Genomic DNA, 22,670 nt, shown 5'->3' on the forward strand with positions numbered 1-22,670 from the left:
CGAGCCTTTAGTCCCTTTCCAGTGCGGGTTCAATCGTGGCCGAAAGGCTGCAGGGACGCTGATTGTGTAACCCGCGCCGACGTCCTACCTTCACCATCACACCATGTCAGACAGTCAACGCTTTCCCGTCGCCGCCCATGTGCTGGCCTATCTGGCCCACCAGGACGCCTTTGCGCCCACTCAGGCCATCGCCAGCGCCGTTCTGGCCTGTTCGGTACCGACCAATCCCGTCGTCGTCCGACGTGTCACCGCCCTGTTGGCCCGCGCCGGGCTGATCGCCACCCGTCCGGGTGCCAGCGGCGGAGCCTGGCTGCTGCACCGGCCGGAGAACATTCACCTCGATACGGTCCTGAGCGCGGTCCACGGCTGCGCCCATCTCGGCTCGCCACCGGCGGGGGCCAAGGGTTGTCCGGTCGGCGAACACATCCCCCGGCAGGTCGGCAAGGCCCTGATCGTCGCCAACACCGCTGCGGCCGACGCCCTGTCGCGCATCACCATCGCCGACCTGCTGGCGACCGATCCGGCGGCCCTTGCCGGTATCGTCCTGCCGGACCGGACTGCGGTCCCGGCGTGAGCGACACGCGGCGGACGGTCCTCATCACCGGGGCTTCGGCGGGCATCGGGGCCGCCCTGGCCCGGGTCTATGCCGCCGAGGGCTGGGATCTGGTCCTGACCGCTCGCCGCCGCGCGCCGCTCGAAGCCCTGGCCGCCGCCCTGACGGCAGCTCACGACTGCACCGTCACCGTCCTGACCGCCGATCTCGCCGACCCCGACGCCCCCGACCGCCTCGTCGCCGACCTTTCGGCGCGCGGTCTGACCGTCGACGGCCTGATCAACAATGCCGGATTCAGCTGCACCGACGGCTTTCTCAATACCGATCCGGCCCGGCATGCGGCGATGATCCGGGTCATGCTGACGGCCCCGGTCGCCCTGTGCCGGCGACTGGCCCCCGGCATGGTCGCGCGCGGCTTCGGTCGCATCCTCAACGTTTCCTCGCTGGCCGGCCAGATGCCGGCCACCGGCGGCGACACCCTGTACGGCCCGATCAAGAGCTTCCTGACCAAGGCGACGGCCGGCCTGCATCTGGAACTGCGCGGCAGCGGGGTGCACGTCACCGCCCTATGCCCCGGCTACACCCTGACCGAGTTCCACGACGTCAACGGCACACGCGATCAGGTCTCGGCCGCCTATCCAGCCTGGATGTGGCAGAGCGCCGACCATGTTGCCCGGGTCGGCTACAGGGCCTGCGAAGCCAACCGCCCGAAGGTCGCGCCGGGAGTGATGAACAACCTTCTGGCACTGTTGCCCAAGCTGCTGCCGGACGCCGTGGCCCTGCGGATGGTCGGCGGACATGCGAAACGACTGAAACGGCTCTAGACGCCCGTCGGGTCGGACCCTCAGTGACCGCCGGCCGGATAGGGGGCGGTCACATCGCCGCTGAACATGCCCGGCAGGGCCTCGCCGAGGCCGGCCAGCATGAACTGTATGGCCAGGGCGCACAGGATCAGGCCCAGCACGCGCACGACGATGGTCATACCGACATCGCCCAACAGCCGGCTGATCGGACCGGTCAGGGCGAAGACGATGAAGGTGGCCAGACCCGCGGCCCCGATGGCGACCAGTGCGGCCACGGTCCCGGCTGTGCCGATCTTCTCGGCCTCACCAGCCTGAATGATGATGGTTGAAATCGCGCCCGGTCCGATCAGCAGGGGCATGGCGAACGGCACCACCAGCCGCTGGAAGCGACGCTTGGCATAGCCGCGCACATCGGCGGCGTCGGCCACAGCATCGGCGTCGGCGAACATCTTGAGAAAGTCGCCGCGGGTCATGTCGAGACCCAGCAGCAGCAGCAGGATACCGCCGGCAATGCGGAAGGCGGCCAGCGAGATGCCGAAGAACTGCAACAGCGTCAGGCCGCTGAAGAAGAAGATCGTCAGGAAGCCGACGATGAACAGGCACAGCAGGCCGGTGACCTGCATCCGCTGGCGGGCGCTGGCTCCGGCGGTAGCGGCGGCGAAAATGGGAATATTGCCGATCGGATCGACAAGGGCGAACAGCGCCACGAACAGGTTGACCCCCAGATCGACCGCGTCCATTGCCTGCTTCTCCCACCCTTGGTGTCACCCCGGTCGGGCGCGACGTGTTTCACGTCAACCCTTAGCCGGTCATCCGGAGCCCGTCGATGACCTCTCCGCTGCTCAGCGACCCGCGCCTGATCGTCGGTCTCGACCTGCCCTCGATCGAGGCGGCCAGGGCCATGGTCGCCGACATCGGCGACGTCGTCACCTGCTACAAGGTCGGCCTCAGCCTGCTGGCCCGCCCCGGCGGAGTCGCCTTCGCCCATGAGCTGCGCGCCATGGGCAAGTCGGTGTTCCAGGACTGGAAACTGCACGACATCGGAGCCCAGGTCGAAGGCGCGGCCCGTGCGGTCGCCGAGGGCGGCTGTGACCTGCTGACCGTCCATGCCGAGCCCCAGGTGATGCAGGGGGCCGTGCGCGGCCGCGGCGATCTGGAGACGAAGATTCTCGCCGTCACCGTCCTGACCAGCCTGTCCCAGGCCGACCTGACCGATATCGGCTATGGCTACAGCCCCGCTGAGCTGGTCGAACGCCGGGTACGCCAGGCGCTGGACTGCGGCGTCGACGGCGTCGTCTCCAGTCCGCTGGAGGCCGCCCGGGCCCGGGCCCTGGCCCGCGCCGCCGGACGGCCCGATTTTCTCGTTGTCACCCCGGGCGTTCGGCCCACCGGGGCTGACCGCGGCGACCAGCAACGCGTCGCTACCCCGGCCGAGGCGCTGCGCGCCGGAGCCAGCCATCTGGTCGTGGCCCGTCCCGTCATCGCCGCGCCCAATCCGCAGATGGCCGCAGCCCGGATCGCTGGAGAGATGGACGGCGTCGAGGCGGTCTAGGGTCTAGCCCCGCTCGCCGGGCTCCTGGCGATAGTTGTGGTGCGGCGGCGGGGCCACCGGGGCCACATAGCCGGGCGGCGGCAGATCGCCGTAATAGCCGGGGCCGGGCGTCGGCTCGTAGGCGTACGGCGGCGGCCCCGCGGGATCGCAGTCACAGTCGTACGCCCGCCCGTCGCGGCGATCGTCGCCGCCGCCATGGGACCGTTCCGATTCATAGCGGCCCTCATAGGACGACTCTTCGTAATAGGACTCCGCGTAGGACGACTGCTCGTAGGAAGAACCCCGGTACGCCTCCTCTGCGTAGCGCGCCCCGTAGCGGCTTTCCTCGACCGGACGGCCTCCGTACACCGACCCTGATGACACGGTGCGATAGTCGCGACCGAAGCCCCGCACCACATAGCCGAACGGGCGGCTGGGTTCGGCCTGACCGCTGACGTCGACGCCGATCACGCCATAGAAGGCTCCACCGCCGTAGCCATGGGGCTCACCGCCCCAGTAGCCGCCGCCGCCGGAATAGATGACGCCGCCGCCCGCGCCGCCGCGCACCGCGCCGCCGCTCCAGGTTCGGGCCGATCCATAGGCCGAGGACGAGGCCGAGGATGCGGCCGAGGCCCGGGCACTGACGTTGACGTTGACGTTGGCATTGCCGCCGCCGGGATGGGCGCAGCAGGGTGCGGGCGGCGGGTTGTGACCGCCACCGCGACCGCCGCCATGGCCGCCCGGCCGTTCACCGGCCTGGGCCGGTCCCACGATCAGAAGGGCGGCAGCCGCCGCCGTCAGAAGGCTGTGCATCAGGCCGATCCTCAATAACGATCGTCCCTTGTAGGCCCCGAACGCACCGACCGGGCCCGGATGCACCGGGCGGGGGAAAGCCGGGCCGCCGATTTCCCCCCACAGGGTAACAACCCGCGGCGGCGACGCGGCCTGACCTCAGAAATCGACGGCCAGGCCCTTCTTCTCCCAGTCGCCGTAGCGGGTCGGTTCAAGGCCCGTCGGCCCGCCGTGTTCGACCGCAGCCTCGACGTCAACGGCCCGGTCTCGGCGTTCGGCCGCCTCCAGCAGGGCCCGGCGCGCCGCCGGGGTCAGCGGGCGTTCGGGCGTGGCACCCGGCACATCGGTATTGAAGGCGGGCGCGGGCAGGTCGGTCGGATCAGTCACGGGTTCGGTCACGAGGCAGCACTCCCGGCAGGGGTCGAGGCTCGACACATAGGGCACCGGGGTCACGACGCCAGCATGCGCGGTCGAAACCGGTCACAATCCCGCCCTTGCATCCCCGGCCGTCTCGCCGTTTAAGCCGCTCAATACGCCTCCCCGCGTTCGCCAAGGATCCGCGCCATGACCGCAACCGCCAAGACCGCCCCCAAAAAGGTCGTCCTCGCCTATTCCGGCGGTCTGGACACCTCGATCATCCTGAAATGGCTGCAGACCGAGTACAACGCCGAGGTCATCACCTTCACCGCCGATCTCGGCCAGGGCGAGGAACTGGCCCCGGCGCGCGAGAAGGCGCTGAAGATGGGCATCAAGCCCGAGAACATCTTCGTCGATGACCTGCGCGAGGAATTCGTGCGCGACTTCGTCTTCCCGATGTTCCGCGCCAACGCCGTTTATGAGGGCCAGTATCTGCTCGGCACCTCGATCGCCCGGCCGCTGATCGCCAAGCGCCAGATCGAGATCGCCCGCATGCTCGGGGCCGACGCCGTCTGTCACGGGGCCACCGGCAAGGGCAATGACCAGGTCCGGTTCGAGCTGGGCTACTATGCGCTGGAGCCCGACATCCACGTCATCGCGCCGTGGCGTGAGTGGGAGTTCAAGTCGCGCGAGGCCCTGCTGGCCTTCGCCGAGGCCCATCAGATCCCGATCTCCAAGGACAAGCGCGGCGAGGCCCCGTTCAGCGTCGACGCCAATCTTCTGCACTCCTCATCCGAGGGCAAGGTGCTGGAAGACCCGGCGGTCGAGGCCCCGGAGTTCGTGCATCAGCGCACCATCAGCCCCGAGGATGCCCCGGACAAGGCGACCGTCATCACCATCGCCTTCGAAAAGGGTGACCCTGTCGCCATCGACGGCGTGGCCCTGTCGCCCGCCGCCCTGCTGACCAAGCTCAATGAATACGGTCATGACAACGGCGTCGGCCGCCTCGACCTGGTCGAGAACCGCTTCGTCGGAATGAAGTCGCGCGGCGTCTACGAGACCCCGGGCGGTACCATCCTGCTGGCCGCCCACCGCGGCATTGAGTCGATCACGCTCGACGGCGGGGCCATGCATCTGAAGGACGAACTGGCCGTCAAATATGCCCACCTGGTCTACAACGGCTTCTGGTTTGCGCCCGAGCGCGAGATGCTGCAGGCGGCGATCGACCACAGCCAGACGCGGGTCAACGGCACGGTCCGGGTCAAGCTGTACAAGGGCAATGTCACCATCATCGGCCGCGAGAGCCCCGACAGCCTGTACGATCAGGACCTGGTCACCTTCGAGGAAGGCGTCCAGGCCTATGACCACCGCGACGCGGCCGGCTTCATCAAGCTGAACGCGCTGCGCCTGCGGGTTCTCGGTCGCCGGGACGCCCGCACACGGAGCTGATCCCCGGGCGGGCGGGCGGCGACTTACCGCGATTTCACTTGAGTCGAGCCGGCTGCGGATTGATCCTCCGGCCCGAACTCAAGGAATCGTAAGATGATCAAGGCCCTCTCGCTCGCCGCTGCCCTCGCCTTCGCCACCCCGGCCCTGGCCGGCATGGTCCCGCAGGCGGCCCCGGCCGCCGCCGCCAAATCCGCCGAAGAAGTCGCCTTCGAGGCCCGCGCCGAGGTCTTCAAGGCGCGGATGGCGCAGATGAACACCGAGTTCGAGGCGGCCGTTGACGGGGCCGGTGGTGACCAGACCCGCGGCATGGCGGCCGTCAACGCCGTCCTGGCCCGCTACCAGCCGGATATCGCCGCCTTCCTCACCGATTTCGACCAGTTCATCGACAGCCAGGCCGCCGGTGCGCCGGACGATGCGGCCCGGCAGGGTATGGGGGCCGCCAAAACTGCGGTGCGCCAGTCCCTCGAAGCCATGCCCGACCAGATGCGCGCCGGGGCCCGGACGGCGATCGCGCGCCAGGTTGCCGGCAACTAGACGTCGCGTCCCACCGCCGCCTTACCGCGATTTCACTTGAGCCGGACCAGTGTTCGGCAGAGTTTCCGGATCAAACCTGAAGGAACTGCGCCATGATCAAGGCCCTGTCACTCGCCGCCACCCTCGCCCTGCTGCCGCTGTCCAGCGCCGTGGCCCAGGACGCCGTGAGTCCGTCCGAGGCCGCGATTGAAACCGCCGCCCAGACCCTCGAGGTCCGGATGGAGGACTTCGGCGAACGGGCCGCGGCCCTGTCCCTGGACCAGGCCCTGCCTGAAACCGAGCGCGAGATCCGGATGGCCGCCCTGTGGGCCGAGTATCAGCCGGACATCGCCGCCTTTGCCGCCACGGCGGCCATGCACGCCACCGCCATTGCCGCCGAAGCCCTCGCGGACATCGATCTCGAGGCGGTCGCGGCCGAGGCACTGGCCGGGATCGACATGCAGGGGGCCATGGCGATGGCCGGCGGCGTTGCCCGCAACGGCGCCTGGGCCTCCAACGACCCCGAGCATATGGTCACCTACGGCCTGATGGCCGACTATGTGCTGGGACAAGCGATCGATGCCGTCGACGAGGTGGAGGCGACCGTCGACAACATGGACGACATCGGCCCGACCCCGGCCCCCACCGACCACTGAGTCCTCTTGACCTGAGCGTCGTCACCCGCGACAGGGCGACATGGTTCTGCCCGTCGATCCGCACCTGTACGCCGCCTTTCTGGGTGTGATGGCCGTAATGGCCGCCACGCCCGGTCCGGCCAATCTGTTCTCGGTCGCCAACGGGGTGAAGCGCGGCCCGGCCGGTGCCCTGGCCGGGGTGCTGGGCATGAATGCCGCCACCCTGGTCTGGTTCGGTGCCGCAGCCCTCGGTCTGGGGGCGCTGGTCATCGCCTTTCCCGCCGCCTTCCGCATCGTTTCGATCGGCGGTGCCCTGTATGTCGCCTGGCTGGGCGTCCGCGCCCTGCGCGGCGTGTTCGCCACCGCCGCCGATCCGGAATCCGCCACCATCCGGCTCGGCCGCAGCGCCATCCTCGACGGCTTCATGGTTCAGATCGCCAACCCCAAGGCCGTGCTGTTCTTCACCGCCGTGCTGCCGCCCTTCCTTGATGTGAACCGCCCGGCGGCACCGCAACTGGCGCTGTTCGCCCTGGCGACCATCGGCATGGACGTAGTCACGATGTCCGCCTACGGTCTGGGTGGAGCGGCGCTGGCCCGACGGATGGCCGAGCCTCGCTTCCGGCGCGGTTTCGGGCTCCTTACCGGGATCCTCCTCCTCCTCGCCGCCCTGTTGATTGTGTCGCGCCTCTAGCGGGCGCTGGCGGCGGAACCGGACGGCCCAGCCCCCGTTTTCCTCCCAGCGATCCCTACGGGCCCTCGAGGAGACCTTGCATGAGACATCTGCTCACCAAACCGGCGGTTCTGGCGGCGGCCGCAGCCCTGGCCCTGTCTGCCTGCGCCACCGCCACCCCGTACCAGCCCGCCGGCTTCCAGGGGCAGCGCGGCGGCTATGCCGAACAACGGCTTGAGTCCAATCGCTACCGGGTGTCCTTCGCCGGCAATTCAGTGACCACGCGCGAACAGGTCGAGATGAGCCTGCTGCTGCGTTCGGCCGAACTGACGGTGCAGGACGGCTACGACTGGTTCTCGACCGTCAACCGCGCCACGGATCGCGATGTGCGTTACGGGGTCACCCGCGACCCCTTCTATTATGAGCGCTACCGCTACTGGAGCCCGTACTGGCAGGTCTATCACCGCGGTCTTTGGAGTCCGTGGAGCGATCCGTACGGTCGCGATATCGACGTGCGCGAGATCGACCGCTACGAGGCCTCGGCCGAGATCGTCATGGGCCGTGGCACCAAGCCGGCTGACGATCCCAATGCCTTCGACGCCCGTGAAGTGATCCAGAACGTCGGACCGCGCCTGTCGCGCCCGAACTAGGCCTGTCGCCCCCGGTTTCGCGCCGGGGGCGATCCCCTATCCGACGCGCGGTGTCTTCAGCCGGCGCTTGTTGACGTGGCTGTCCGGCGCATCGCCGAGCGCCTCGGGAATCTCGCCCTTGAAATAGTACCGCTGCCAGGCCTCCTTGGCGGCGTCCGGATCCCCTGACGCCAACCGTTTGTTGAAGTCGGTCCGCGCCCGGTTCCAGGCCTCGAACTGACCGGACATGACCGGGTTGGATTCCAGCGAGCGGATCACCGGCTGAAACTGCTCGACCTTGCGGTGTTCGATCAGGTTGATGAAGCAGAACGGCTCGCCACGCTCGAACTTGATCCGCCCCGGTCGGGTGAAGATCCAGTTCATCGTGAACGGGAAGGGCAGCCAGTCGGTTTCAATCAACCCGGTCAGCGGTTGAATCCCGTCCTTCACATGATTGGGTGAGCCCGAGCAGATCATGCCCCAGCCCGGCGGGGTCCGGAACAGATACTGGGGATGCATGGTCAGGACGCCGCGCGAAAAATGCGAGGTGACGAAATGCTCCAGCTCGCGCGTCGGTCGGTCGGGCGTGATGGTGATGTCGGCCTGGCTGGGGCCGCCGGTCCATTCAGCGGTGAAACCGAACGGGCACAGAATTTCCCAGCCGGTGGTGTTGGCCATGGTCAGCGGCAGACAACGATACGGATGGCGGCTGGCGAAGGCGTCCATCCAGTTGCGCGACTGGCGTCCGGGCACCAGATCGGGCGGCCGCGTCGTCATCGGATAGCATTCCAGTTCCACAGTCAGGCTCCGGCGGGTATCGAGGATGATGCCTGTACCTAGACAACGCCGATGACCGAAGACAAGCCACCCCTGTTTGATCGCGAGGGTCTGCTGGACTGGATGGCCGCCGCCGGCCTGAGCCAGACCACGCTCGACCATCCGCCGGTGTTCCGGGTTGAGGAGGGGCTGGAGATCAAGGCCGCCCTGCCCGGTGCCCATACCAAGAACCTGTTTCTGAAGGACAGGAAGGATCGGCTGTGGCTGATCTCGGCCCACCAGGACACGGTCATCGACCTGAAACGCACCCCCGCCGCCATCGGCTCGGACCGGCTGTCGTTCGGCCCCGAGGCCCTGATGTTGGCCACCCTCGGTGTGCGCCCCGGCGCGGTCACCGCCCTTGGGCTGGTCAATGACGTCGACCGCCGGGTCACCTTCGTGCTGGATCGGCGACTGTGGGAGGCCGAAATTGTCAATTTCCACCCCCTGACCAATACGGCGACCACCGCCCTCGACCAGGCCGCCTTCCGCGGCTTTCTCGACCGGCTGGAACGGACACCTCTGGTGATTGATTTCAGTACTCTCGCTTGATGCCCGGCCCTTTCGCGACCATCTGAACCCTGAAGCCCCGTTCCCTGCGCGCCTGTGGAGTGCCCATGACCCTCATCGACCCGACCCGGAAAGACGACGACCTGATCAAGGACGGCACCGACGCCGGCTTCATGACCGACGTCATCGAGGCGTCGAAGACGCGGCCGGTCATCGTCGACTTCTGGGCACCGTGGTGCGGCCCGTGCCGCCAGCTGACCCCGGCGCTGGAAAAAGCCGTGCGGGCCGCCGGTGGGGCGGTGGCCCTGGTCAAGATCGACGTCGACAAGAACCCGGCCTACGCGGGTCAGCTCAAGGTCCAGTCGATCCCGACCGTCTATGCCTTCGTCAACGGCCAGCCGGTCGACGGCTTCCAGGGTGGGGTCCCCGAGAGCCAGATCCGCGCCTTCATCGACAAGCTGACCGGTGGCGAGAGCGCCAATGCCGATATCGAACACCTGCTGTCGCTGGGTGCGGAATCTCTCGCCGTCGACGACATGGGTGGAGCGGCCCAGGCCTTCGCCGACGTCCTCAACCTCGAGCCGGACAACCAGAAGGCCATCGCCGGCATGGCCCGCGTCTATCTGGCCGGCGGTGATGAAGATCAGGCACGCCAGACCATCGCCATGGCCCCGCAGGACTCGACCGAACCCGCCGTGCAGAGCGTGCGCGCCCAACTCGCGCTGGCCTCGGCCGCACCTGACCATGAGGCCACCGATCTGGAAGCCCGCGTCGCCGCCGATCCGGCCGACCATCAGGCTCGTTTCGAGCTGGCCGCGGCCTGCGCCGCCAGCGGCGATTTCGGTGGGGCCGTCGACCATCTGCTGACCATCGTCGGCGCCGACCGCGACTGGAACGAGCAGGCCGCGCGCAAACAGCTTCTGACCGTGTTCGAGGCCGCCGGACCCTCGTCCGAGGTCGCCCGTGACGGACGCAAACGCCTGTCCTCCATCCTGTTCGCCTAGGGGAACGATGATGGCCCAGGGCTATATAAAGGCCGCCGACCTGCCCCAGGTGGTTCCGGTCTTTCCGCTGCCCGGGACCATCCTGCTGCCGCGCGGCCAGCTGCCGCTCAACATCTTCGAGCCGCGCTATCTGAACATGATCGACGACGCCATGGCCGGCGACCGCATCCTCGGCATGGTCCAGCCCGCGGGCGGCCCGGCCGACCTGCCGATCCTGTCTCCGGTCGGCTGCGTCGGTCGCATCACCAGCTTCGCCGAGACCTCCGACGGTCGCTATCTGGTGACCCTGACCGGCTGCGCCCGCTTCCGCGTCACCGCCGAGCTGCCGGCCCAGGGGCCCTATCGTCAGGTCAGGGCCGACTATGCCGCCTATGCCGCCGACCTGATCTCGCCCCCGGCCGATCAGGAGATGGACCGCGAACCCTTCCTCGACGCCCTGCGCGCCTATCTGGAGAACCGCGGGCTGGAGATCGACTGGGATACCGCCGAATCCGCCCCGCCCGAGGCCCTGATCAACAGCCTGTCGATGGCCCTGCCGTTCGAGCCGGCCGAAAAACAGGCGCTGATCGAGGCCATGAGCCTGCTGGACCGGGCCGAGGTCCTGACCGCCCTGATGCGGATCGACGCCGCCGATACCGGCGATGGCGAGACCCCACCCTCCATCCAGTAGTTTGCGCTACCGGCCTTTGGCCTGCTTGAGCGCGGCGCATTCCTGATTCGCGCTACCGGCCCTTGGCCTGCTTGAGCGCGGAGCCTTGATCCACGCTACCGCGCCGGACGATCAGAGCGTATGAAAGTTCCATGAGCGATAATTTCCACACCCCCGTCTCGGTCGATCCGCGCCTGCTCGAGACCTTGATCTGTCCGGTTACCCGTGGCCGGCTGACCTATGACCGCACCCGTCAGGAACTGGTCTCGAAAGGGGCCAAGCTGGCCTATCCGATCCGTGACGGCGTGCCGATCATGCTGCCCGAGGAAGCGCGGACGCTGGACTGACCCGATGCAGACCTGGGTGTTCCGGGCCAACGCTACTCGTCTCGGCGACGACCCTCGCGAATTCAACGTCTTGGCCAAGGGCACCGACGAGAGCGCCGCATTGGCCTTCGCCACAGCCGAAATGAATGCTCGGGGCTGGCTCGAAATCGAAGTCTTGCGCTCGCTTGAGATGGATCTGAAGGCCAGCGCTTCCGCCACCGGCTACCTTCGCAACGCGATCGAGAACGTCGAAGAGTTCGGGTTCTCCTTCATTCGGTACGGCGTGCAGGATAGCTGATCAGACCGGCTCGCCTCTCAACAACCGCGGCAGGTCGCCGGTCGCGCCGCCGGCCTCCTGCATAAAGGCCCGGCGCAGCGGACCGACCCGGTTGACCAGGGCGATGCCCAGACCGCGCGCCAGCCGCACCGGCGGCAGGTCGTTGGAGAACAGCCGCACAAAGGCGTCGAACCCGGCCGCCAGCGCCACATTGTCGAAGCGCCGCCAGCGGGCATAGCGGTCCAGCACGGTCTCGGCCCCGATGTCCTCGCCCAGCCGCAGCGCCTCGGCCAGCACCTCGGCCAGGGCCGCGGCGTCCTTCAACCCCATGTTCAGCCCCTGGCCCGCCACCGGATGGACCCCGTGGGCCGCGTCGCCGATCAGGGCGATGCGCGGCGCGGTCAGGGCCTCGGCCAGCGACAGCGACAGCGGATAGACGAAGCGCGGCCCCTCGACCGTAGCCCCGTCCAGGAACTCGCCGAAACGCCGCATCAGATGGGCCGAAAAGGCCGCGTCCGACGCGCCGCGCAGCGCCTCGGCCCGGCGCGTGGTCTCGGTCCACACCAGACTGGCACGCTGATCGGTCAGCGGCAGGATGGCGAACGGCCCGCCCGGCAGGAAATACTCATGGGCGACATTGCCGTGGTCGCGGCCCAGCCGCACCGTGGCCACCACCCCGCTCTGACCGTAGCCCCAGCCGACCGTGTCGATCCCGGCCGCCGTGCGCACCGGTGAGAAACGCCCCTCGGCCCCGACCACCAGCGGGGCCTCCAGCACCGTTCCGTCGGCCAGGGTTACCCGCGCCCGGGCCGGGCCGACCGCGACCGCGGCCACCGACGCCGGGGCCCGGACCTCGATCCCGGCGGCGGTGACGGCTTCGGCCAAGGCCGTGCGGATGTGGCGGTTCTCGACCATATAGCCGAGCGGCTCGCCACCATTGCGGTCGCCGATCTCGTCGGCGTCAAAGCGCAGATAGGCGGGGGAGGCGGCCTTCGACGCTGCGCCCGGCCGACGACCGTCGGTGACGAGGATCCGGTCCATGCGGCAGGCGTGCGGTCGCAGCGTCGGTCCCAGACCGAGGGCGTCCAGCATGCGGAAGGTCGAAAAGGCGATCGCCGTCGAACGCCCGTCGAAGGTCGGGGCCAGCTGGGCCGGGAACGGCTGCGGATCGACCAGCACCACCTTGAGCCCGGCCTGGGCCGCGGCCAGGGCGAAACTGGCCCCGGCCATGCCGGCCCCGGCGATGATGACGTCATAGGAATCCGGCGTGCTCATGGGGAGGGTTGTCGCCCCGCCGCGCCGCGCCGTCCAGTGGTGCGGAGGTCGCACAGCTTCCGGGGCCCGTTCCGCGCGCGAAATCCCGCGCTGATCCGGGGCTGGTAAACAGCCTCTTAACCCTGCCCGGGTGACAAGGACGGTCAGTTTTGTTTCCCGGGGATCGCCTCGCCATGTCCGCCGCCCTCGTCCTCAGCCAGCGCGCCGTCTACAGCGCCCGCATTCTGTGGGACGCGCCCTTCGTGGTGCGGTTTCGCGGCGTGCTGCAGGCCCTGCTGGCGACCCTGCTGGTCGTGGCCCTGCTGTCGTGGAACCCGGCCGACCCCAGTCTGAACGCCGCTTCCAGCCAGGTGCCGACCAACTGGCTCGGGGCCAACGGAGCCCTGTTCGCCGACCTCGCCATGCAGTCGCTGGGTCTGGCCGCCTGGCCCGCGGCCCTGCTGCTGGTCGCCTTCGGCCTGGCCGGAGCCATCGGCGACGCCATCCAGCAGAGACTCAAGCCGACCCCGATCAAGGCGCTGGCCGCCAGCGCCGGGATCCTGGCCCTGTCAGCCGGTCTGTCGGCCCTGGCCGCGCCCGCTGCCTGGCCGCTGGCCACGGGTCTGGGGGGTCTGTGGGGCGACGGCCTCAGCGGTCTGCTGATCTCGGCCCTGACCGCCCTGCGCATCCCCGGCGGGGCCATCTATGCCGCCCTGCTGTTCCTGCCGCTGGGCCTGTGGAGTGTCGGCTATGCCGTCGGCCTGCGCCTGGCGGATCTGGGCGAGGGTGCGGCCTGGGCCCGTGGCCTGCGCCGTCCCGCCCCGGCCGCCGCCCCGGCCGCCCGCGCCGCGCGCCGACCGCGTCCGCGGCCCGAGCCCGAACTCGCCGTCGGGGACGATCCGACCCCGCCCTGGACCCAGCCGGCCCCGGTCCCCGCCCGTTCGGCCCCCGAGCCGAAGGTCGCCACGACCAAGGCGGCCAAACCGTCCAAGCGCGCAGTCGAGGACGGTCAGGCCGCCTTCGACTTCGTCCGGCCCAAGGGTGATTTCGACCTGCCGCCGCTGTCGATGCTGACCAAGCCGCCCAAACGCGTCGCCTCGGTCGACGAGGAGTCGCTGAAACAGAACGCCAAGATGCTGGAAGGCGTGCTGGCCGAGTTCGGCGTGCGCGGCTCGATCGACCAGATCCGGCCAGGTCCGGTCGTCACCCTGTACGAACTGGTGCCCGCCCCCGGCGTGAAGCATGGCCGCGTCGTGGCCCTCAGCGACGACATCGCCCGCAGCATGTCGGCCCGCGCCTGCCGCATCTCGGTCGTGCCAAACCGCAACGCCATCGGCATCGAACTGCCCAATGCCAAGCGCGAGACCGTCTATCTGCGCGACCTGCTGGCCAGCGCCGAATACGACAAGCCGTCGCATCTGCTGCCGCTCGCCCTGGGCGAGACCATCGGCGGCGAGCCCTATGTCGCCGATCTGGCGCGCATGCCGCACCTGCTGATCGCCGGCACCACCGGCTCGGGCAAGTCAGTCGGGGTCAATGCGATGATCCTGTCGATCCTGTACCGGCTCAGCCCGGCCGAATGCCGCTTCATCATGATCGACCCCAAGATGCTGGAACTGTCGGTCTATGACGGCATCCCGCACCTGCTGGCCCCGGTGGTGACCGATCCCAAGAAGGCCGTGGTCGCCCTGAAATGGACGGTGCGCGAGATGGAGGACCGCTACCGGCGCATGTCCAAGCTCGGCGTGCGCAACATCGCCTCCTACAACGACCGGGCCCGTGCGGCCCAAGCCAGCGGCGAGCATTTCGAACGCACGGTCCAGACCGGTTTCGACGACCAGGGCCGCCCGGTCTACGAGTCCGAAAAAATCCGCCCCGAACCCCTGCCCTATCTGGTGGTGGTGATGGACGAGATGGCCGACCTGATGCTGGTCGCCGGCAAGGACGTCGAGGGGGCGGTGCAGCGTCTGGCCCAAATGGCCCGCGCCGCCGGTATCCACCTGATCATGGCCACCCAGCGCCCGTCGGTCGACGTCATCACCGGCACCATCAAGGCCAATTTCCCGACCCGGATCAGCTTCCAGGTCACCTCCAAGATCGACAGCCGTACCATTCTCGGCGAACAGGGCGGCGAGCAGCTGCTGGGTCAGGGCGACATGCTCTACATGGCCGGCGGCGGACGCATCACCCGCCTGCACGGCCCGTTCGTCGACGACAAGGAGGTCGAGGAGGTCTGCGCCCATCTGCGCGCCCAGGCCGAGCCCGACTATCTGGACCTGATCACCGACGACCCCGACGGCGACGGCGACAATGCCGTCGGCGACGAGGGGGTCTCGACCGGCGACGACCTGTACGACCGGGCGGTGGCCGTGGTCACCCGCGACCGCAAGGCTTCGACCAGCTACGTCCAGCGCCGGCTGCAGATCGGCTATAACCGCGCCGCCACCCTGATCGAGCGGATGGAACAGGAAGGCGTGGTCAGCCCCGCCAACCACGCCGGCAAACGCGACGTGCTGGCCGGCCCGCCGCCGATGGCGTGACGGACGCCTGACGCCTCAGCAGGGACCGGTGGTCCGCGGCGTCCGTTGCATCACCCGATAGACGGGGGCGATGCCGTCGTCGGCCACGGGCACCAGACCGACGTGGACGTGGCTGCCGACCGAATCCGGCTCCAGCGAGGCGGCGATCACCGACGATCCCGACTGGTTCATCGGTACCCAGATCCAGTCCGCCCCGACCTGGACGTTGCGGGCCTCCAGCCGCACCTGCAGGGCTTCGGTCAGGGTGCTGGCCTCGCGCGTCTGGCGGGTGATCGGCTCGGTGCGGGTGACGTGGAAGGCCTCGACGGCCGCCGTCTGCGGTGCGGCGGCACACAGCTGGATGCCCTTGATCTCCAGCGCCTCGATCGCCGTGTCGGCCTCCGGGGCCAGCAGATAGCCGCGTGGACGGCGACGCGTCTCGGTCACCCGCAGCTGGCGGGAATCGCGCAGGTCGATGGCCTCGGCACTCGCCTCGCCGGTCTCGGCATCCATCAGTGGCAGGATCGCGGGCAGGACGGGCGGCTCATAGGCCACCGCCAGCGGTGCGCGCGACCGGGCCATGGCCTGCCGGGCTGTCGCCACGGTGCGGCGCAGGCGCGGTCCGTCTTCGGCCGCCGCCTCCAGCAGACCCGCCGCCGCCAGATAGTGGCTGGCGACCCGGCGCTGATAGGCTTCGCGTCCGCCACCGTTGCGCGACTCCAGCAGGAAGGAGACCGCTCCGGTCAGACCGTAATAGTTGCGCGAGATGCCCGGCGACGTGCCGCCCGTCACCAGCGGACCGGTGGCCGGCATGCCGCTGAGATAGACCGACGAACTCAGCCCGGCCGCACTCAGTCGCGCCGCCATGGCCGGCAGATAGGTGGCGCGCGCCAGCCGGGTCACCCCCACGGGCACCCCGGGATGGGTCGCATCCAGAATGGTCTGGTCGGCGGCATTCAGCCGTCCGAACCGCTGCAGCGGGCCCGACGCCCCGTATTCGTGGGCATCGACCACCACATCGGGCGGCAGCAGGGCCATGGCCGCCTGCACGCCACGGCTTTCCGGCAGGGTCGCCAGCAGGTGGTCGCGGTTCAGATCGAAATCCAGGCCGGTGCGACGGGTGAAGGCCTCGGCCCCGTCCGGATTCATGCGTGGCACGATCACCACGGTGATCCGGTCCAGCAGGGGGGCCAGCTCCCCGTCCGCCAGGGCCGAGGCCAGGGCCAGCATGGCCTCACCGCCCGACGGTTCATTGCCGTGCTGCTGGCCCATCAGCCAGACGATCGGCCGGTTCAGCCGCCGCACCGCCGACAGGTCCTGCAGACCCTCGGCGGTGAACACCAGCCACGGCAGGTCGCGGCCCTGCGACGTCTGGCCCAGCGAACCCAGGTACAGGCCGGGCACCCGGGCCTTCAGGCCGCGCAGATGGGCCTCCATCTCCGTCTGACTGGTGAATTCGGTGCGGTCGGCACCCAGACCCGGCGCGTCCAGGCGGATCGGCACATCGGTCAGGTGCGCCAGCACGGCGGGAGTCTGACGATAGGGGGTTCGCGCCTCGGACTGGGCCAGCACCGCCGTCGGCAAGGCCGCCGTCATCAGGGCGATCACGGCCCAGGTACGAAGCGTCGACATATGCATTTTCCGGAACTCCCTGCTCCCTCCGGTCTTAGGGCACAGGTCCGGACGGCACCAGCGACGCCGCCGGACCATTCGACGATGAACGCCGCTTCATCCCACCGCCGGAATATGGTCAGGCTCAGGTCATGGCTTCGACAAGCTGACCTCCGATATAGACCATTCCAACCAACCGTCCCGAACGGGAGACATTGATGACCGTTTCACGCCGCGCCTTCACCCTTGGATCCGCCGCCCTGGCGTCCCTCGCTGCCCTGCCGGCCATGGCCCAGGCCGGCCTGTCGGCCGAGGACCGCGCCACCCTGGCCCAGGCCCAGACCTATCTGCAGAACCTGACCTCGGCCCGCGGCGATTTCGTCGAGACCGGGCCCGGTGGCCAGCGCCGCACCGGTCGCTTCTGGCTGCAGCGCCCCGGCAAGATGCGGTTTGAATACACCGACCCGGCCGGCCTGCTGGTCGTGTCCGACGGCAACAACGTCAAACGCTATGACCCGCGGCTGGACGTGTTCCGCCAGGTGCCGCTGGGGGCCACCCCCCTGTCGACCTTCCTGGCCCGCAACGTGCGCCTCGACCAGGGCGTGCGCATCGATCGCGTCACCCGCATGGCCTCGGGGGCCTTCGCCATCACCGCGCGTGACTCGGACAAGCCGAACGAGGGTTCAGTCATCCTCGCCTTCGCCGGCAATCCCGTGCGGCTGCAGGAATGGACGATCACCGATGCCCAGGGCGGCCGCACCCGCACCCAGCTGACCAGTCTGGTCAACGAAGCCAACCTGGCCGGCAGCCTGTTCACCCTGCGCGATCCGACCCGCCGGGCCGGGCGCCGCTAGGAGCCGGAGCGGTCCCGGAGCGTCCTTTGACTTTTTTCTGTGAAAGTGACACTTTGGACACAGGGCGGTGCAAGTCGCCCTGACCGTTCGGGATTTCATCCCCGTCCCGACGTTGCGACAGACACTGACCTCAAGGCGCCCGGCCCCCCGCCGGGCGCTTTTTTGTCAGGATGGTGCCCGGGGATCCACCGGCGTCCGATCGAAAAGGCTGAGCCTTTTGCGCCCGGGCCGACTAGGAACCCTGCATGCTTCGTATCGCCACCTGGAACATCAACTCCGTTCGCCTGCGCATCGACCAGGTCGCGCGCTTCGTGACCGAATCCAAAACCGACGTCCTGTGCCTGCAGGAGATCAAATGCCTCGAGGACCAGTTCCCCCGCGCTGCCTTCGAGGCCATGGGCCTGCCGCATCTGAAGATCGGCGGCCAGAAGGGCTGGCACGGGGTGGCCATCGCCAGCCGCAAGCCGATCACCGAGGCCCCCGTCCTCGACGTCTGCCGTGAGGGCCACGCCCGCTGCGTCGGCGTCATGGTCGATGACGTCGAGGTGCAGAATTTCTACATCCCCGCCGGCGGCGACGTGCCGGACCGGGTCGAAAACCCGAAATTCGATCACAAGATGGATTTCTACGAGCGGCTGACCGGCGAAATGGCCGGGCGCGACAAGCAGCGGCCGCTGGTGCTGGCCGGGGATTTCAACATCGCCCCGGGCGAGAACGACGTCTGGAACCACCGCTATATGTCGAAGATCGTCAGCCACACGCCGCTCGAGGTCGAGACCCTGCGCCGCCTGCAGGCCGCCGGCGGTTTTGCCGACGTGATCCGCGACCAGATTCCTGAACCGGCCAAACTGGCCAGCTGGTGGAGCTATCGCGCCGCCGATTTCCGCAAGTCCAACCGCGGGCTGCGCCTCGACCACCTGTGGACCTCGCCCGGCCTGACCCCGGCCGTCGTCGCCGGCAGCGCCCGGATCCACGACACGGTCCGCGAATGGACCCAGCCCAGCGACCACTGCCCGATCACGATAGACCTGGCCGTCTAGGGAGCGGCTTTCGGATTGCGGCTCAGCAAAGTCGCAATTTCCGCGGCGGTCCACGTTACGCGATGGCGGCCGCCGTCACTGAGACGATAGTTCAGTCCTCCCGACGTTAGGGACAGAGCTACGCGACCGTTAACCGAAACAAAGGGCGCGTCCGGATAGATCTCAGCCAGAACCTCGGCACTGGTAAAAAGCGGCACGGTAGGGGTACCCGTGTCGGCATCTTTCACGGCCCAGAGCTTGATCGGAACCTCGGCACCGAGCCGGCCGTCAGGCTGTTGCGCACCTGCCAGCGCGGCACGGGACTCCTCCGTGATCCGCATGAAGACCTTCGACTCCAAGAATATCGCTTCAAATGCCCGCTGGGCGGTCGGGTCATGAATTGCGGCCTGCAAGGCGGCTTCAAGTGAATTGGCTGACTGATGCTCACCGGACCTATGCTGGGCCGTCGAGACGGTTGCTGACCCAAGCAGCATGCTAAAAGCGGCAAGCGCCACCAGCCCAAACCTCACGGCTGCAGCCGGTAGCCGCCCGTGTCGGTCAGCAGCAACCGGGCCTGGCCGGGCTCGGGCTCGATCTTCTGGCGCAGCCGGTAGATGTGGGTCTCCAGCGTATGGGTGGTGACCCCGGCGTTGTAGCCCCAGACCTCGGCCAGCAGTTCCTCGCGCATCACCGCCTTGGCTCCGGCGCGATACAGGTATTTGAGGATGCTGGTTTCCTTCTCGGTCAGGCGGATCTTGCGACCCTTCTCGTCGATCATCACCTTGCCGGCCGGGCGGAATTCATAGGGGCCGATGCGGAAGACGGCGTCCTCGGACTGTTCGTGGCTGCGCAGATGGGCACGGATGCGGGCCAGCAGCACGGCGAAGCGGAACGGCTTGGTCACATAGTCATTGGCCCCGGCCTCCAGCCCCTGCACCGTATCCGCCTCCGACGTCTGGCCGGTCAGCAGGATGATCGGGGTGGTGACCCCGGCCTTGCGCAGTTCACGACAGGCGTCGCGGCCGTCCATGTCGGGCAGATCGACATCCAGCAGGATCAGATCGGCCCGCACCTCACGGCCGAGGCGAATCCCGTCCGTGGCATTGGCGGCCTGGACGGTGCGAAACTCCTCGTGCAGCGCCAGCTGTTCAGCCAGGGCTTCGCGGAGGTCGTCGTCATCGTCGATGATCAGCAGGGTTCTGGGCGTGGGCATGACACAAGAATGGCGAGGCTTGCCCCCCGCGCCAAGGCTTGGCGACACGATTTCGGGCATTGATTGTCAATACAGCCGTTTCAAAGGACAATTCGTTCCCCGAACAGCGCCGATCCGACCCGCACATGGGTCGCGCCCCGGGCGATGGCCGCCGGATAGTCAGCGCTCATTCCCATCGACAGCACCGCCAGCCCGTGACGATGCGCCAATTCGGCCAGCAGGGAGAAATGCGGCGCGGGATCGGCATCGGCCGGCGGGATGCACATCAGCCCCTCGACCACCAGGCCCAGATCCCGGGCCCGAACGACCAGGGTATCGACCCCGTCGGCCGCCACCCCGGCCTTCTGCGGCTCGGCCCCGGTATTGACCTGGACCAGCACCCGCGGCGTCTTGCCGCTGGCCTCGGCCGCCCTGGCCAGGGCCCGGGCCAGCTTTTCCCGGTCCAGGGTCTCGATCACATCGAACAATGCCAGGGCCTCGGCCGCCTTGTTGGTCTGCAGCGGCCCGATCAACCGCAGTTCCAGGTCCGGCAGACCCGTCCGCCGCTCATTCCAGCGCCCCTGGGCCTCCTGCACCCGGTTTTCGCCGAACACCCGCTGTCCGGCGGCCAGAATGGCATCGATCGCGTCGGGCGGCTGGGTCTTGGACACCGCCGTCAGGGTCACCGACCCCGGATCGCGCCCGGCGGCACTGCAGGCCTCGGCCATCCGGACCCGCACCCGCGCCAGACGCGCAGCCATGTCGTCGATGGACGTGGACGCGGGGGGGGAAGCAGGCAAAGAAGGAGTCATGATCCTGTCCGCGGACGCTGAAACCCTGTGGAGGGCCGCCACCGGTCTAGCCCGCACCGTCGCCGAAGTCAGCCGTGACCCTGACCGGCCGGCCCTGCTGTTCTTCACCGACCCGGTCCGCACCCCGCAGCCGTGGCTGACCGCCGCGGCCCTCCCGTCCGGGGCAGCGGTCGTCTATCGCAGCTTCGGAGCCGCCGACGCCCGGTCCGTGGCCGAGCGGTTACGGCGGCTGACCACGGAGCGGGGCGTTCGCCTGCTGATCGGCCTCGACGCCGATCTGGCGGAGGCCGTCGGGGCGGACGGGGTACACCTGCCGGAACGGGCGCTGGATCAGGCCCTGACGCTGAGACGCCGCCATCCCCGCTGGCAGGTAACCGGGGCGGTTCATTCGGCCGCCGCCCTGGCCGGGGCGGGGGCCCTGTCGGCAGCGGTGCTTTCGCCGGTGTTCGCGGCGGGTGGGGCTTCAGGACACCGTTCGGCTCTGGGAGTCGCGGCCTTTGCCGCCATCGTGCGCGCCGCCCCGGTGCCGGTCTATGCGCTGGGCGGGGTCAACGCGACCAATGCAGACACACTGAGGGGCTCCGGGGCCTGTGGCCTGGCCGGAGTGGCATCGATCCAGGTGGCCTTCGGCCACGCGGTCAGAATTTGAAGATGGATTCCAGCCGGAAGCGCGGCGCGGCGCGGCGATCGGTCTCGGATACACGACCGGGGTCGGCTTCCGGCGCGGCCAGGCCTGCGGCGGCACCGACACGCAAGCGCGGATTGATGCGGTAATAGGCCCCGGCCTCGACATCACCCCAGTCGGCTTCACGACCGACAGGCTGGCTGAGGTTGAAATTCAGACCCCAGCGGCCGCTTTCGTTGAACTGCAGGCCCCGGCGCGGCGGCGTCGTGGCGGTGCGCGCGGTGCCGGCCTCGGACAGGGTCACGACAGGGGTGCGGGCGCGGGTGGTCTGGGCCGAGGCGTCGTCAGCCACGGCGAGAACCGCCAGGCCTCCGATGACTGCAGCTATGACCACGTACCGTTGCATATCCAACCCTGATGCCGCGCCGTTCAGTCGACGCGGTCGCTTTTCGGCCCCGGCCAGAGACCGGAACACCCCATGATAAGACACCAGCGGTCTTTTGGGTCAACGGAATGTGGGGATTCAATCGCTTCGGTACCAGACTCTGTCGACTCCTGTGGCTCAAGCGTCACGGGAATTGGCCCAAAATGACTCGCGTGACGGGCGATGCGGCCGCTCCGGGTGCCTCCCGACGGGTGCGTCGAGGGTCCCGGGGGGTCATCTGCGGGACTTCGCCCGTGACTTCGCCTTGTCATCGCCCCTTTTCACCGTGTTATACAACGTCGCTGCGGTGCCTGACCTCAGGCGCGGGGCCGTCGGCGCGCATCCCGAACCTTTCGGCGATGCGTTCGGCGTCCACTTCTGAACGGAGATTCCCTATGGTTCTGGTTCGCGGCGCTGCGATCGCCCTGATCGCTTCCGGCCTGATGCTCTCGGGCTGTGGCGGCGTGCGCCTGCCCGGCCTGGGCCCCAAAGCCCCCAAGGCCGACGCCCAGAGCGGAATCGGCGTCAACGCCTATCTGTGGCGCGCCACCCTCGACACCCTCAGCTTCATGCCCCTGATGACGGCCGATCCCTGGGGCGGTGTGGTCAATTATGACTGGTACACCGATCCCCAGTCGCCGAACGAGCGCTTCAAGGCCACGGTCTTCATCCTCGACACGCGTCTGCGTGCCGACGCCCTGAACGTCACCGTGTCCAAGGAGGTCCGCAACGCGGCCGGCGAGTGGACGGCTGCCCCGGTGGCCGCCCAGACCGAGACGGATCTGGAGAACGCCATCCTGACCAAGGCCCGTCAGCTGAACCTGTCCAACGCGGGCTGAGGCCCAC

At 68.6% G+C, this 22,670-nt stretch carries 28 protein-coding genes; 18 read left to right on the plus strand and 10 right to left on the minus strand.

The genetic code is table 11. The features are described 5' to 3' along the window. Nucleotides 1–103 precede the first annotated feature (103 nt). On the plus strand, nt 104–574 hold the full coding sequence (locus AAC067_RS11290) for an Rrf2 family transcriptional regulator (protein ID WP_339932558.1): 471 nt from the start codon (nt 104–106) through the stop codon (nt 572–574). Continuing rightward, nucleotides 571–1,377, plus strand: coding sequence for an SDR family NAD(P)-dependent oxidoreductase (locus AAC067_RS11295; protein WP_339932560.1), 807 nt, complete (start codon nt 571–573; stop codon nt 1,375–1,377). Before AAC067_RS11290 ends, AAC067_RS11295 begins: the two co-directional genes overlap by 4 nt. A 20-nt stretch (nt 1,378–1,397) precedes the next feature. On the opposite strand, the gene AAC067_RS11300 is transcribed toward AAC067_RS11295, so the two are convergent. Beyond that, entirely contained in the window at nt 1,398–2,096 is a 699-nt protein-coding gene (locus tag AAC067_RS11300; RefSeq protein ID WP_339932562.1) for a MarC family protein, read from the minus strand. Between the two features lie 98 nt (nt 2,097–2,194). Here AAC067_RS11300 and pyrF point away from each other — a divergent pair, with 98 nt between their 5' ends. Then, nucleotides 2,195–2,908: an orotidine-5'-phosphate decarboxylase gene (pyrF, locus tag AAC067_RS11305; protein WP_339933179.1), complete on the plus strand. Its 714-nt coding sequence runs from the start codon at nt 2,195–2,197 to the stop codon at nt 2,906–2,908. 3 nt (nt 2,909–2,911) lie between these two features. Here pyrF and AAC067_RS11310 read toward each other — a convergent pair whose 3' ends face one another. Continuing rightward, nucleotides 2,912–3,700 (minus strand): hypothetical protein, encoded by a 789-nt coding sequence (locus AAC067_RS11310; RefSeq protein ID WP_339932564.1) that lies wholly within the window; start codon nt 3,698–3,700, stop codon nt 2,912–2,914. Nucleotides 3,701–3,838: 138 nt separating this feature from the next. Beyond that, on the minus strand, nt 3,839–4,078 hold the full coding sequence (locus AAC067_RS11315; RefSeq protein WP_339932566.1) for a DUF1674 domain-containing protein: 240 nt from the start codon (nt 4,076–4,078) through the stop codon (nt 3,839–3,841). A gap of 165 nt (nt 4,079–4,243) precedes the next feature. Between AAC067_RS11315 and AAC067_RS11320 the strand changes: the two genes are divergently transcribed. The 5 genes from AAC067_RS11320 (at nt 4,244) to AAC067_RS11340 (ending at nt 7,953) form a co-directional block, all read left to right on the plus strand. Beyond that, nucleotides 4,244–5,485 carry an argininosuccinate synthase gene (locus AAC067_RS11320; RefSeq protein WP_339932568.1) on the plus strand — a complete coding sequence of 414 codons (1,242 nt, stop codon included), beginning with the start codon at nt 4,244–4,246 and terminating at the stop codon, nt 5,483–5,485. Nucleotides 5,486–5,578: 93 nt separating this feature from the next. Beyond that, a complete protein-coding gene (locus AAC067_RS11325; RefSeq protein WP_339932570.1) occupies nt 5,579–6,019 on the plus strand; it encodes a hypothetical protein in 441 nt (146 codons plus the stop codon). 92 nt (nt 6,020–6,111) lie between these two features. Then, nucleotides 6,112–6,654 carry a hypothetical protein gene (locus AAC067_RS11330; protein WP_339932572.1) on the plus strand — a complete coding sequence of 181 codons (543 nt, stop codon included), beginning with the start codon at nt 6,112–6,114 and terminating at the stop codon, nt 6,652–6,654. A 40-nt stretch (nt 6,655–6,694) separates the two neighbouring features. Next, complete coding sequence (locus AAC067_RS11335) at nt 6,695–7,324, plus strand: LysE family translocator (protein WP_339932574.1); 630 nt, start codon at nt 6,695–6,697, stop codon at nt 7,322–7,324. 80 nt (nt 7,325–7,404) lie between these two features. Beyond that, nucleotides 7,405–7,953 carry a hypothetical protein gene (locus AAC067_RS11340; RefSeq protein ID WP_339932576.1) on the plus strand — a complete coding sequence of 183 codons (549 nt, stop codon included), beginning with the start codon at nt 7,405–7,407 and terminating at the stop codon, nt 7,951–7,953. 36 nt (nt 7,954–7,989) lie between these two features. Here the strand turns inward: AAC067_RS11340 and AAC067_RS11345 are convergent, their stop codons facing one another. Continuing rightward, the gene (locus AAC067_RS11345) at nt 7,990–8,730 is read right to left on the minus strand and encodes a DUF6065 family protein (RefSeq protein ID WP_339932578.1); all 741 of its coding nucleotides are present in this window, start codon (nt 8,728–8,730) and stop codon (nt 7,990–7,992) included. 51 nt (nt 8,731–8,781) lie between these two features. Here AAC067_RS11345 and AAC067_RS11350 point away from each other — a divergent pair, with 51 nt between their 5' ends. The 5 genes from AAC067_RS11350 to AAC067_RS11370 all read left to right on the plus strand — a co-directional run bounded on the left by AAC067_RS11350 (nt 8,782) and on the right by AAC067_RS11370 (nt 11,535). Continuing rightward, nucleotides 8,782–9,300 carry a prolyl-tRNA synthetase associated domain-containing protein gene (locus tag AAC067_RS11350; protein ID WP_339932580.1) on the plus strand — a complete coding sequence of 173 codons (519 nt, stop codon included), beginning with the start codon at nt 8,782–8,784 and terminating at the stop codon, nt 9,298–9,300. Nucleotides 9,301–9,365: 65 nt separating this feature from the next. Beyond that, a complete protein-coding gene (locus AAC067_RS11355) occupies nt 9,366–10,262 on the plus strand; it encodes a co-chaperone YbbN (RefSeq protein ID WP_339932582.1) in 897 nt (298 codons plus the stop codon). 10 nt (nt 10,263–10,272) lie between these two features. Next, on the plus strand, nt 10,273–10,932 hold the full coding sequence (locus tag AAC067_RS11360; protein ID WP_339932584.1) for an LON peptidase substrate-binding domain-containing protein: 660 nt from the start codon (nt 10,273–10,275) through the stop codon (nt 10,930–10,932). Nucleotides 10,933–11,063: 131 nt separating this feature from the next. After that, entirely contained in the window at nt 11,064–11,258 is a 195-nt protein-coding gene (locus AAC067_RS11365) for a Trm112 family protein (protein WP_339932586.1), read from the plus strand. A 4-nt stretch (nt 11,259–11,262) separates the two neighbouring features. Further along, nucleotides 11,263–11,535 (plus strand): hypothetical protein, encoded by a 273-nt coding sequence (locus tag AAC067_RS11370; protein ID WP_339932588.1) that lies wholly within the window; start codon nt 11,263–11,265, stop codon nt 11,533–11,535. Here the strand turns inward: AAC067_RS11370 and AAC067_RS11375 are convergent, their stop codons facing one another. Continuing rightward, nucleotides 11,536–12,789 (minus strand): UbiH/UbiF/VisC/COQ6 family ubiquinone biosynthesis hydroxylase, encoded by a 1,254-nt coding sequence (locus AAC067_RS11375; RefSeq protein ID WP_339932590.1) that lies wholly within the window; start codon nt 12,787–12,789, stop codon nt 11,536–11,538. A 173-nt stretch (nt 12,790–12,962) separates the two neighbouring features. Here AAC067_RS11375 and AAC067_RS11380 point away from each other — a divergent pair, with 173 nt between their 5' ends. After that, the gene (locus AAC067_RS11380) at nt 12,963–15,308 is read left to right on the plus strand and encodes a DNA translocase FtsK 4TM domain-containing protein (RefSeq protein WP_339932592.1); all 2,346 of its coding nucleotides are present in this window, start codon (nt 12,963–12,965) and stop codon (nt 15,306–15,308) included. A gap of 15 nt (nt 15,309–15,323) precedes the next feature. Here AAC067_RS11380 and AAC067_RS11385 read toward each other — a convergent pair whose 3' ends face one another. After that, nucleotides 15,324–16,919 carry a M14 family zinc carboxypeptidase gene (locus AAC067_RS11385; protein WP_339932594.1) on the minus strand — a complete coding sequence of 532 codons (1,596 nt, stop codon included), beginning with the start codon at nt 16,917–16,919 and terminating at the stop codon, nt 15,324–15,326. Between the two features lie 197 nt (nt 16,920–17,116). On the opposite strand from AAC067_RS11385, the gene AAC067_RS11390 reads away from it, so the two are divergent. Beyond that, nucleotides 17,117–17,752, plus strand: coding sequence for an outer membrane lipoprotein carrier protein LolA (locus tag AAC067_RS11390; protein WP_339932596.1), 636 nt, complete (start codon nt 17,117–17,119; stop codon nt 17,750–17,752). A gap of 245 nt (nt 17,753–17,997) precedes the next feature. Continuing rightward, nucleotides 17,998–18,792 carry an exodeoxyribonuclease III gene (locus tag AAC067_RS11395; protein WP_339932598.1) on the plus strand — a complete coding sequence of 265 codons (795 nt, stop codon included), beginning with the start codon at nt 17,998–18,000 and terminating at the stop codon, nt 18,790–18,792. On the opposite strand, the gene AAC067_RS11400 is transcribed toward AAC067_RS11395, so the two are convergent. From AAC067_RS11400 to AAC067_RS11410, 3 genes are all read right to left on the minus strand, one after another. Then, entirely contained in the window at nt 18,789–19,286 is a 498-nt protein-coding gene (locus AAC067_RS11400; protein ID WP_339932600.1) for an SseB family protein, read from the minus strand. The two genes, AAC067_RS11395 and AAC067_RS11400, sit on opposite strands and share 4 nt — an antisense overlap. Nucleotides 19,287–19,297: 11 nt before the next feature. Then, complete coding sequence (locus AAC067_RS11405; protein WP_339932602.1) at nt 19,298–19,984, minus strand: response regulator transcription factor; 687 nt, start codon at nt 19,982–19,984, stop codon at nt 19,298–19,300. An 80-nt stretch (nt 19,985–20,064) separates the two neighbouring features. Beyond that, complete coding sequence (locus AAC067_RS11410; RefSeq protein WP_339932604.1) at nt 20,065–20,724, minus strand: YggS family pyridoxal phosphate-dependent enzyme; 660 nt, start codon at nt 20,722–20,724, stop codon at nt 20,065–20,067. Nucleotides 20,725–20,773: 49 nt separating this feature from the next. Here AAC067_RS11410 and AAC067_RS11415 point away from each other — a divergent pair, with 49 nt between their 5' ends. Next, entirely contained in the window at nt 20,774–21,424 is a 651-nt protein-coding gene (locus AAC067_RS11415) for a thiamine phosphate synthase (protein ID WP_339932606.1), read from the plus strand. Here AAC067_RS11415 and AAC067_RS11420 read toward each other — a convergent pair. Next, complete coding sequence (locus tag AAC067_RS11420) at nt 21,414–21,794, minus strand: NtrZ family periplasmic regulatory protein (RefSeq protein ID WP_339932608.1); 381 nt, start codon at nt 21,792–21,794, stop codon at nt 21,414–21,416. The genes AAC067_RS11415 and AAC067_RS11420 overlap by 11 nt on opposite strands. A 425-nt stretch (nt 21,795–22,219) precedes the next feature. Between AAC067_RS11420 and AAC067_RS11425 the strand changes: the two genes are divergently transcribed. Then, entirely contained in the window at nt 22,220–22,663 is a 444-nt protein-coding gene (locus tag AAC067_RS11425) for a DUF3576 domain-containing protein (protein ID WP_339932610.1), read from the plus strand. Nucleotides 22,664–22,670 lie beyond the last annotated feature (7 nt).

This window comes from uncultured Brevundimonas sp., assembly GCF_963977465.1.
GTDB lineage: Bacteria > Pseudomonadota > Alphaproteobacteria > Caulobacterales > Caulobacteraceae > Brevundimonas.

Excerpts from the sequence above, each read along its gene's own strand:
- AAC067_RS11290 (WP_339932558.1), top strand. The coding sequence starts at position 104 with ATGTCAGACAGTCAACGCTTTCCCGTCGCCGCCCATGTGCTGGCCTAT.
- AAC067_RS11300 (WP_339932562.1), bottom strand. The coding sequence starts at position 2,096 with ATGGACGCGGTCGATCTGGGGGTCAACCTGTTCGTGGCGCTGTTCGCC.
- AAC067_RS11310 (WP_339932564.1), bottom strand. The coding sequence starts at position 3,700 with ATGCACAGCCTTCTGACGGCGGCGGCTGCCGCCCTTCTGATCGTGGGA.
- AAC067_RS11320 (WP_339932568.1), top strand. The coding sequence starts at position 4,244 with ATGACCGCAACCGCCAAGACCGCCCCCAAAAAGGTCGTCCTCGCCTAT.
- AAC067_RS11325 (WP_339932570.1), top strand. The coding sequence starts at position 5,579 with ATGATCAAGGCCCTCTCGCTCGCCGCTGCCCTCGCCTTCGCCACCCCG.
- AAC067_RS11330 (WP_339932572.1), top strand. The coding sequence starts at position 6,112 with ATGATCAAGGCCCTGTCACTCGCCGCCACCCTCGCCCTGCTGCCGCTG.
- AAC067_RS11335 (WP_339932574.1), top strand. The coding sequence starts at position 6,695 with ATGGTTCTGCCCGTCGATCCGCACCTGTACGCCGCCTTTCTGGGTGTG.
- AAC067_RS11340 (WP_339932576.1), top strand. The coding sequence starts at position 7,405 with ATGAGACATCTGCTCACCAAACCGGCGGTTCTGGCGGCGGCCGCAGCC.
- AAC067_RS11350 (WP_339932580.1), top strand. The coding sequence starts at position 8,782 with ATGACCGAAGACAAGCCACCCCTGTTTGATCGCGAGGGTCTGCTGGAC.
- AAC067_RS11355 (WP_339932582.1), top strand. The coding sequence starts at position 9,366 with ATGACCCTCATCGACCCGACCCGGAAAGACGACGACCTGATCAAGGAC.
- AAC067_RS11360 (WP_339932584.1), top strand. The coding sequence starts at position 10,273 with ATGGCCCAGGGCTATATAAAGGCCGCCGACCTGCCCCAGGTGGTTCCG.
- AAC067_RS11365 (WP_339932586.1), top strand. The coding sequence starts at position 11,064 with ATGAGCGATAATTTCCACACCCCCGTCTCGGTCGATCCGCGCCTGCTC.
- AAC067_RS11370 (WP_339932588.1), top strand. The coding sequence starts at position 11,263 with ATGCAGACCTGGGTGTTCCGGGCCAACGCTACTCGTCTCGGCGACGAC.
- AAC067_RS11375 (WP_339932590.1), bottom strand. The coding sequence starts at position 12,789 with ATGAGCACGCCGGATTCCTATGACGTCATCATCGCCGGGGCCGGCATG.
- AAC067_RS11380 (WP_339932592.1), top strand. The coding sequence starts at position 12,963 with ATGTCCGCCGCCCTCGTCCTCAGCCAGCGCGCCGTCTACAGCGCCCGC.
- AAC067_RS11385 (WP_339932594.1), bottom strand. The coding sequence starts at position 16,919 with ATGTCGACGCTTCGTACCTGGGCCGTGATCGCCCTGATGACGGCGGCC.
- AAC067_RS11390 (WP_339932596.1), top strand. The coding sequence starts at position 17,117 with ATGACCGTTTCACGCCGCGCCTTCACCCTTGGATCCGCCGCCCTGGCG.
- AAC067_RS11395 (WP_339932598.1), top strand. The coding sequence starts at position 17,998 with ATGCTTCGTATCGCCACCTGGAACATCAACTCCGTTCGCCTGCGCATC.
- AAC067_RS11405 (WP_339932602.1), bottom strand. The coding sequence starts at position 19,984 with ATGCCCACGCCCAGAACCCTGCTGATCATCGACGATGACGACGACCTC.
- AAC067_RS11410 (WP_339932604.1), bottom strand. The coding sequence starts at position 20,724 with ATGGCTGCGCGTCTGGCGCGGGTGCGGGTCCGGATGGCCGAGGCCTGC.
- AAC067_RS11415 (WP_339932606.1), top strand. The coding sequence starts at position 20,774 with ATGATCCTGTCCGCGGACGCTGAAACCCTGTGGAGGGCCGCCACCGGT.
- AAC067_RS11425 (WP_339932610.1), top strand. The coding sequence starts at position 22,220 with ATGGTTCTGGTTCGCGGCGCTGCGATCGCCCTGATCGCTTCCGGCCTG.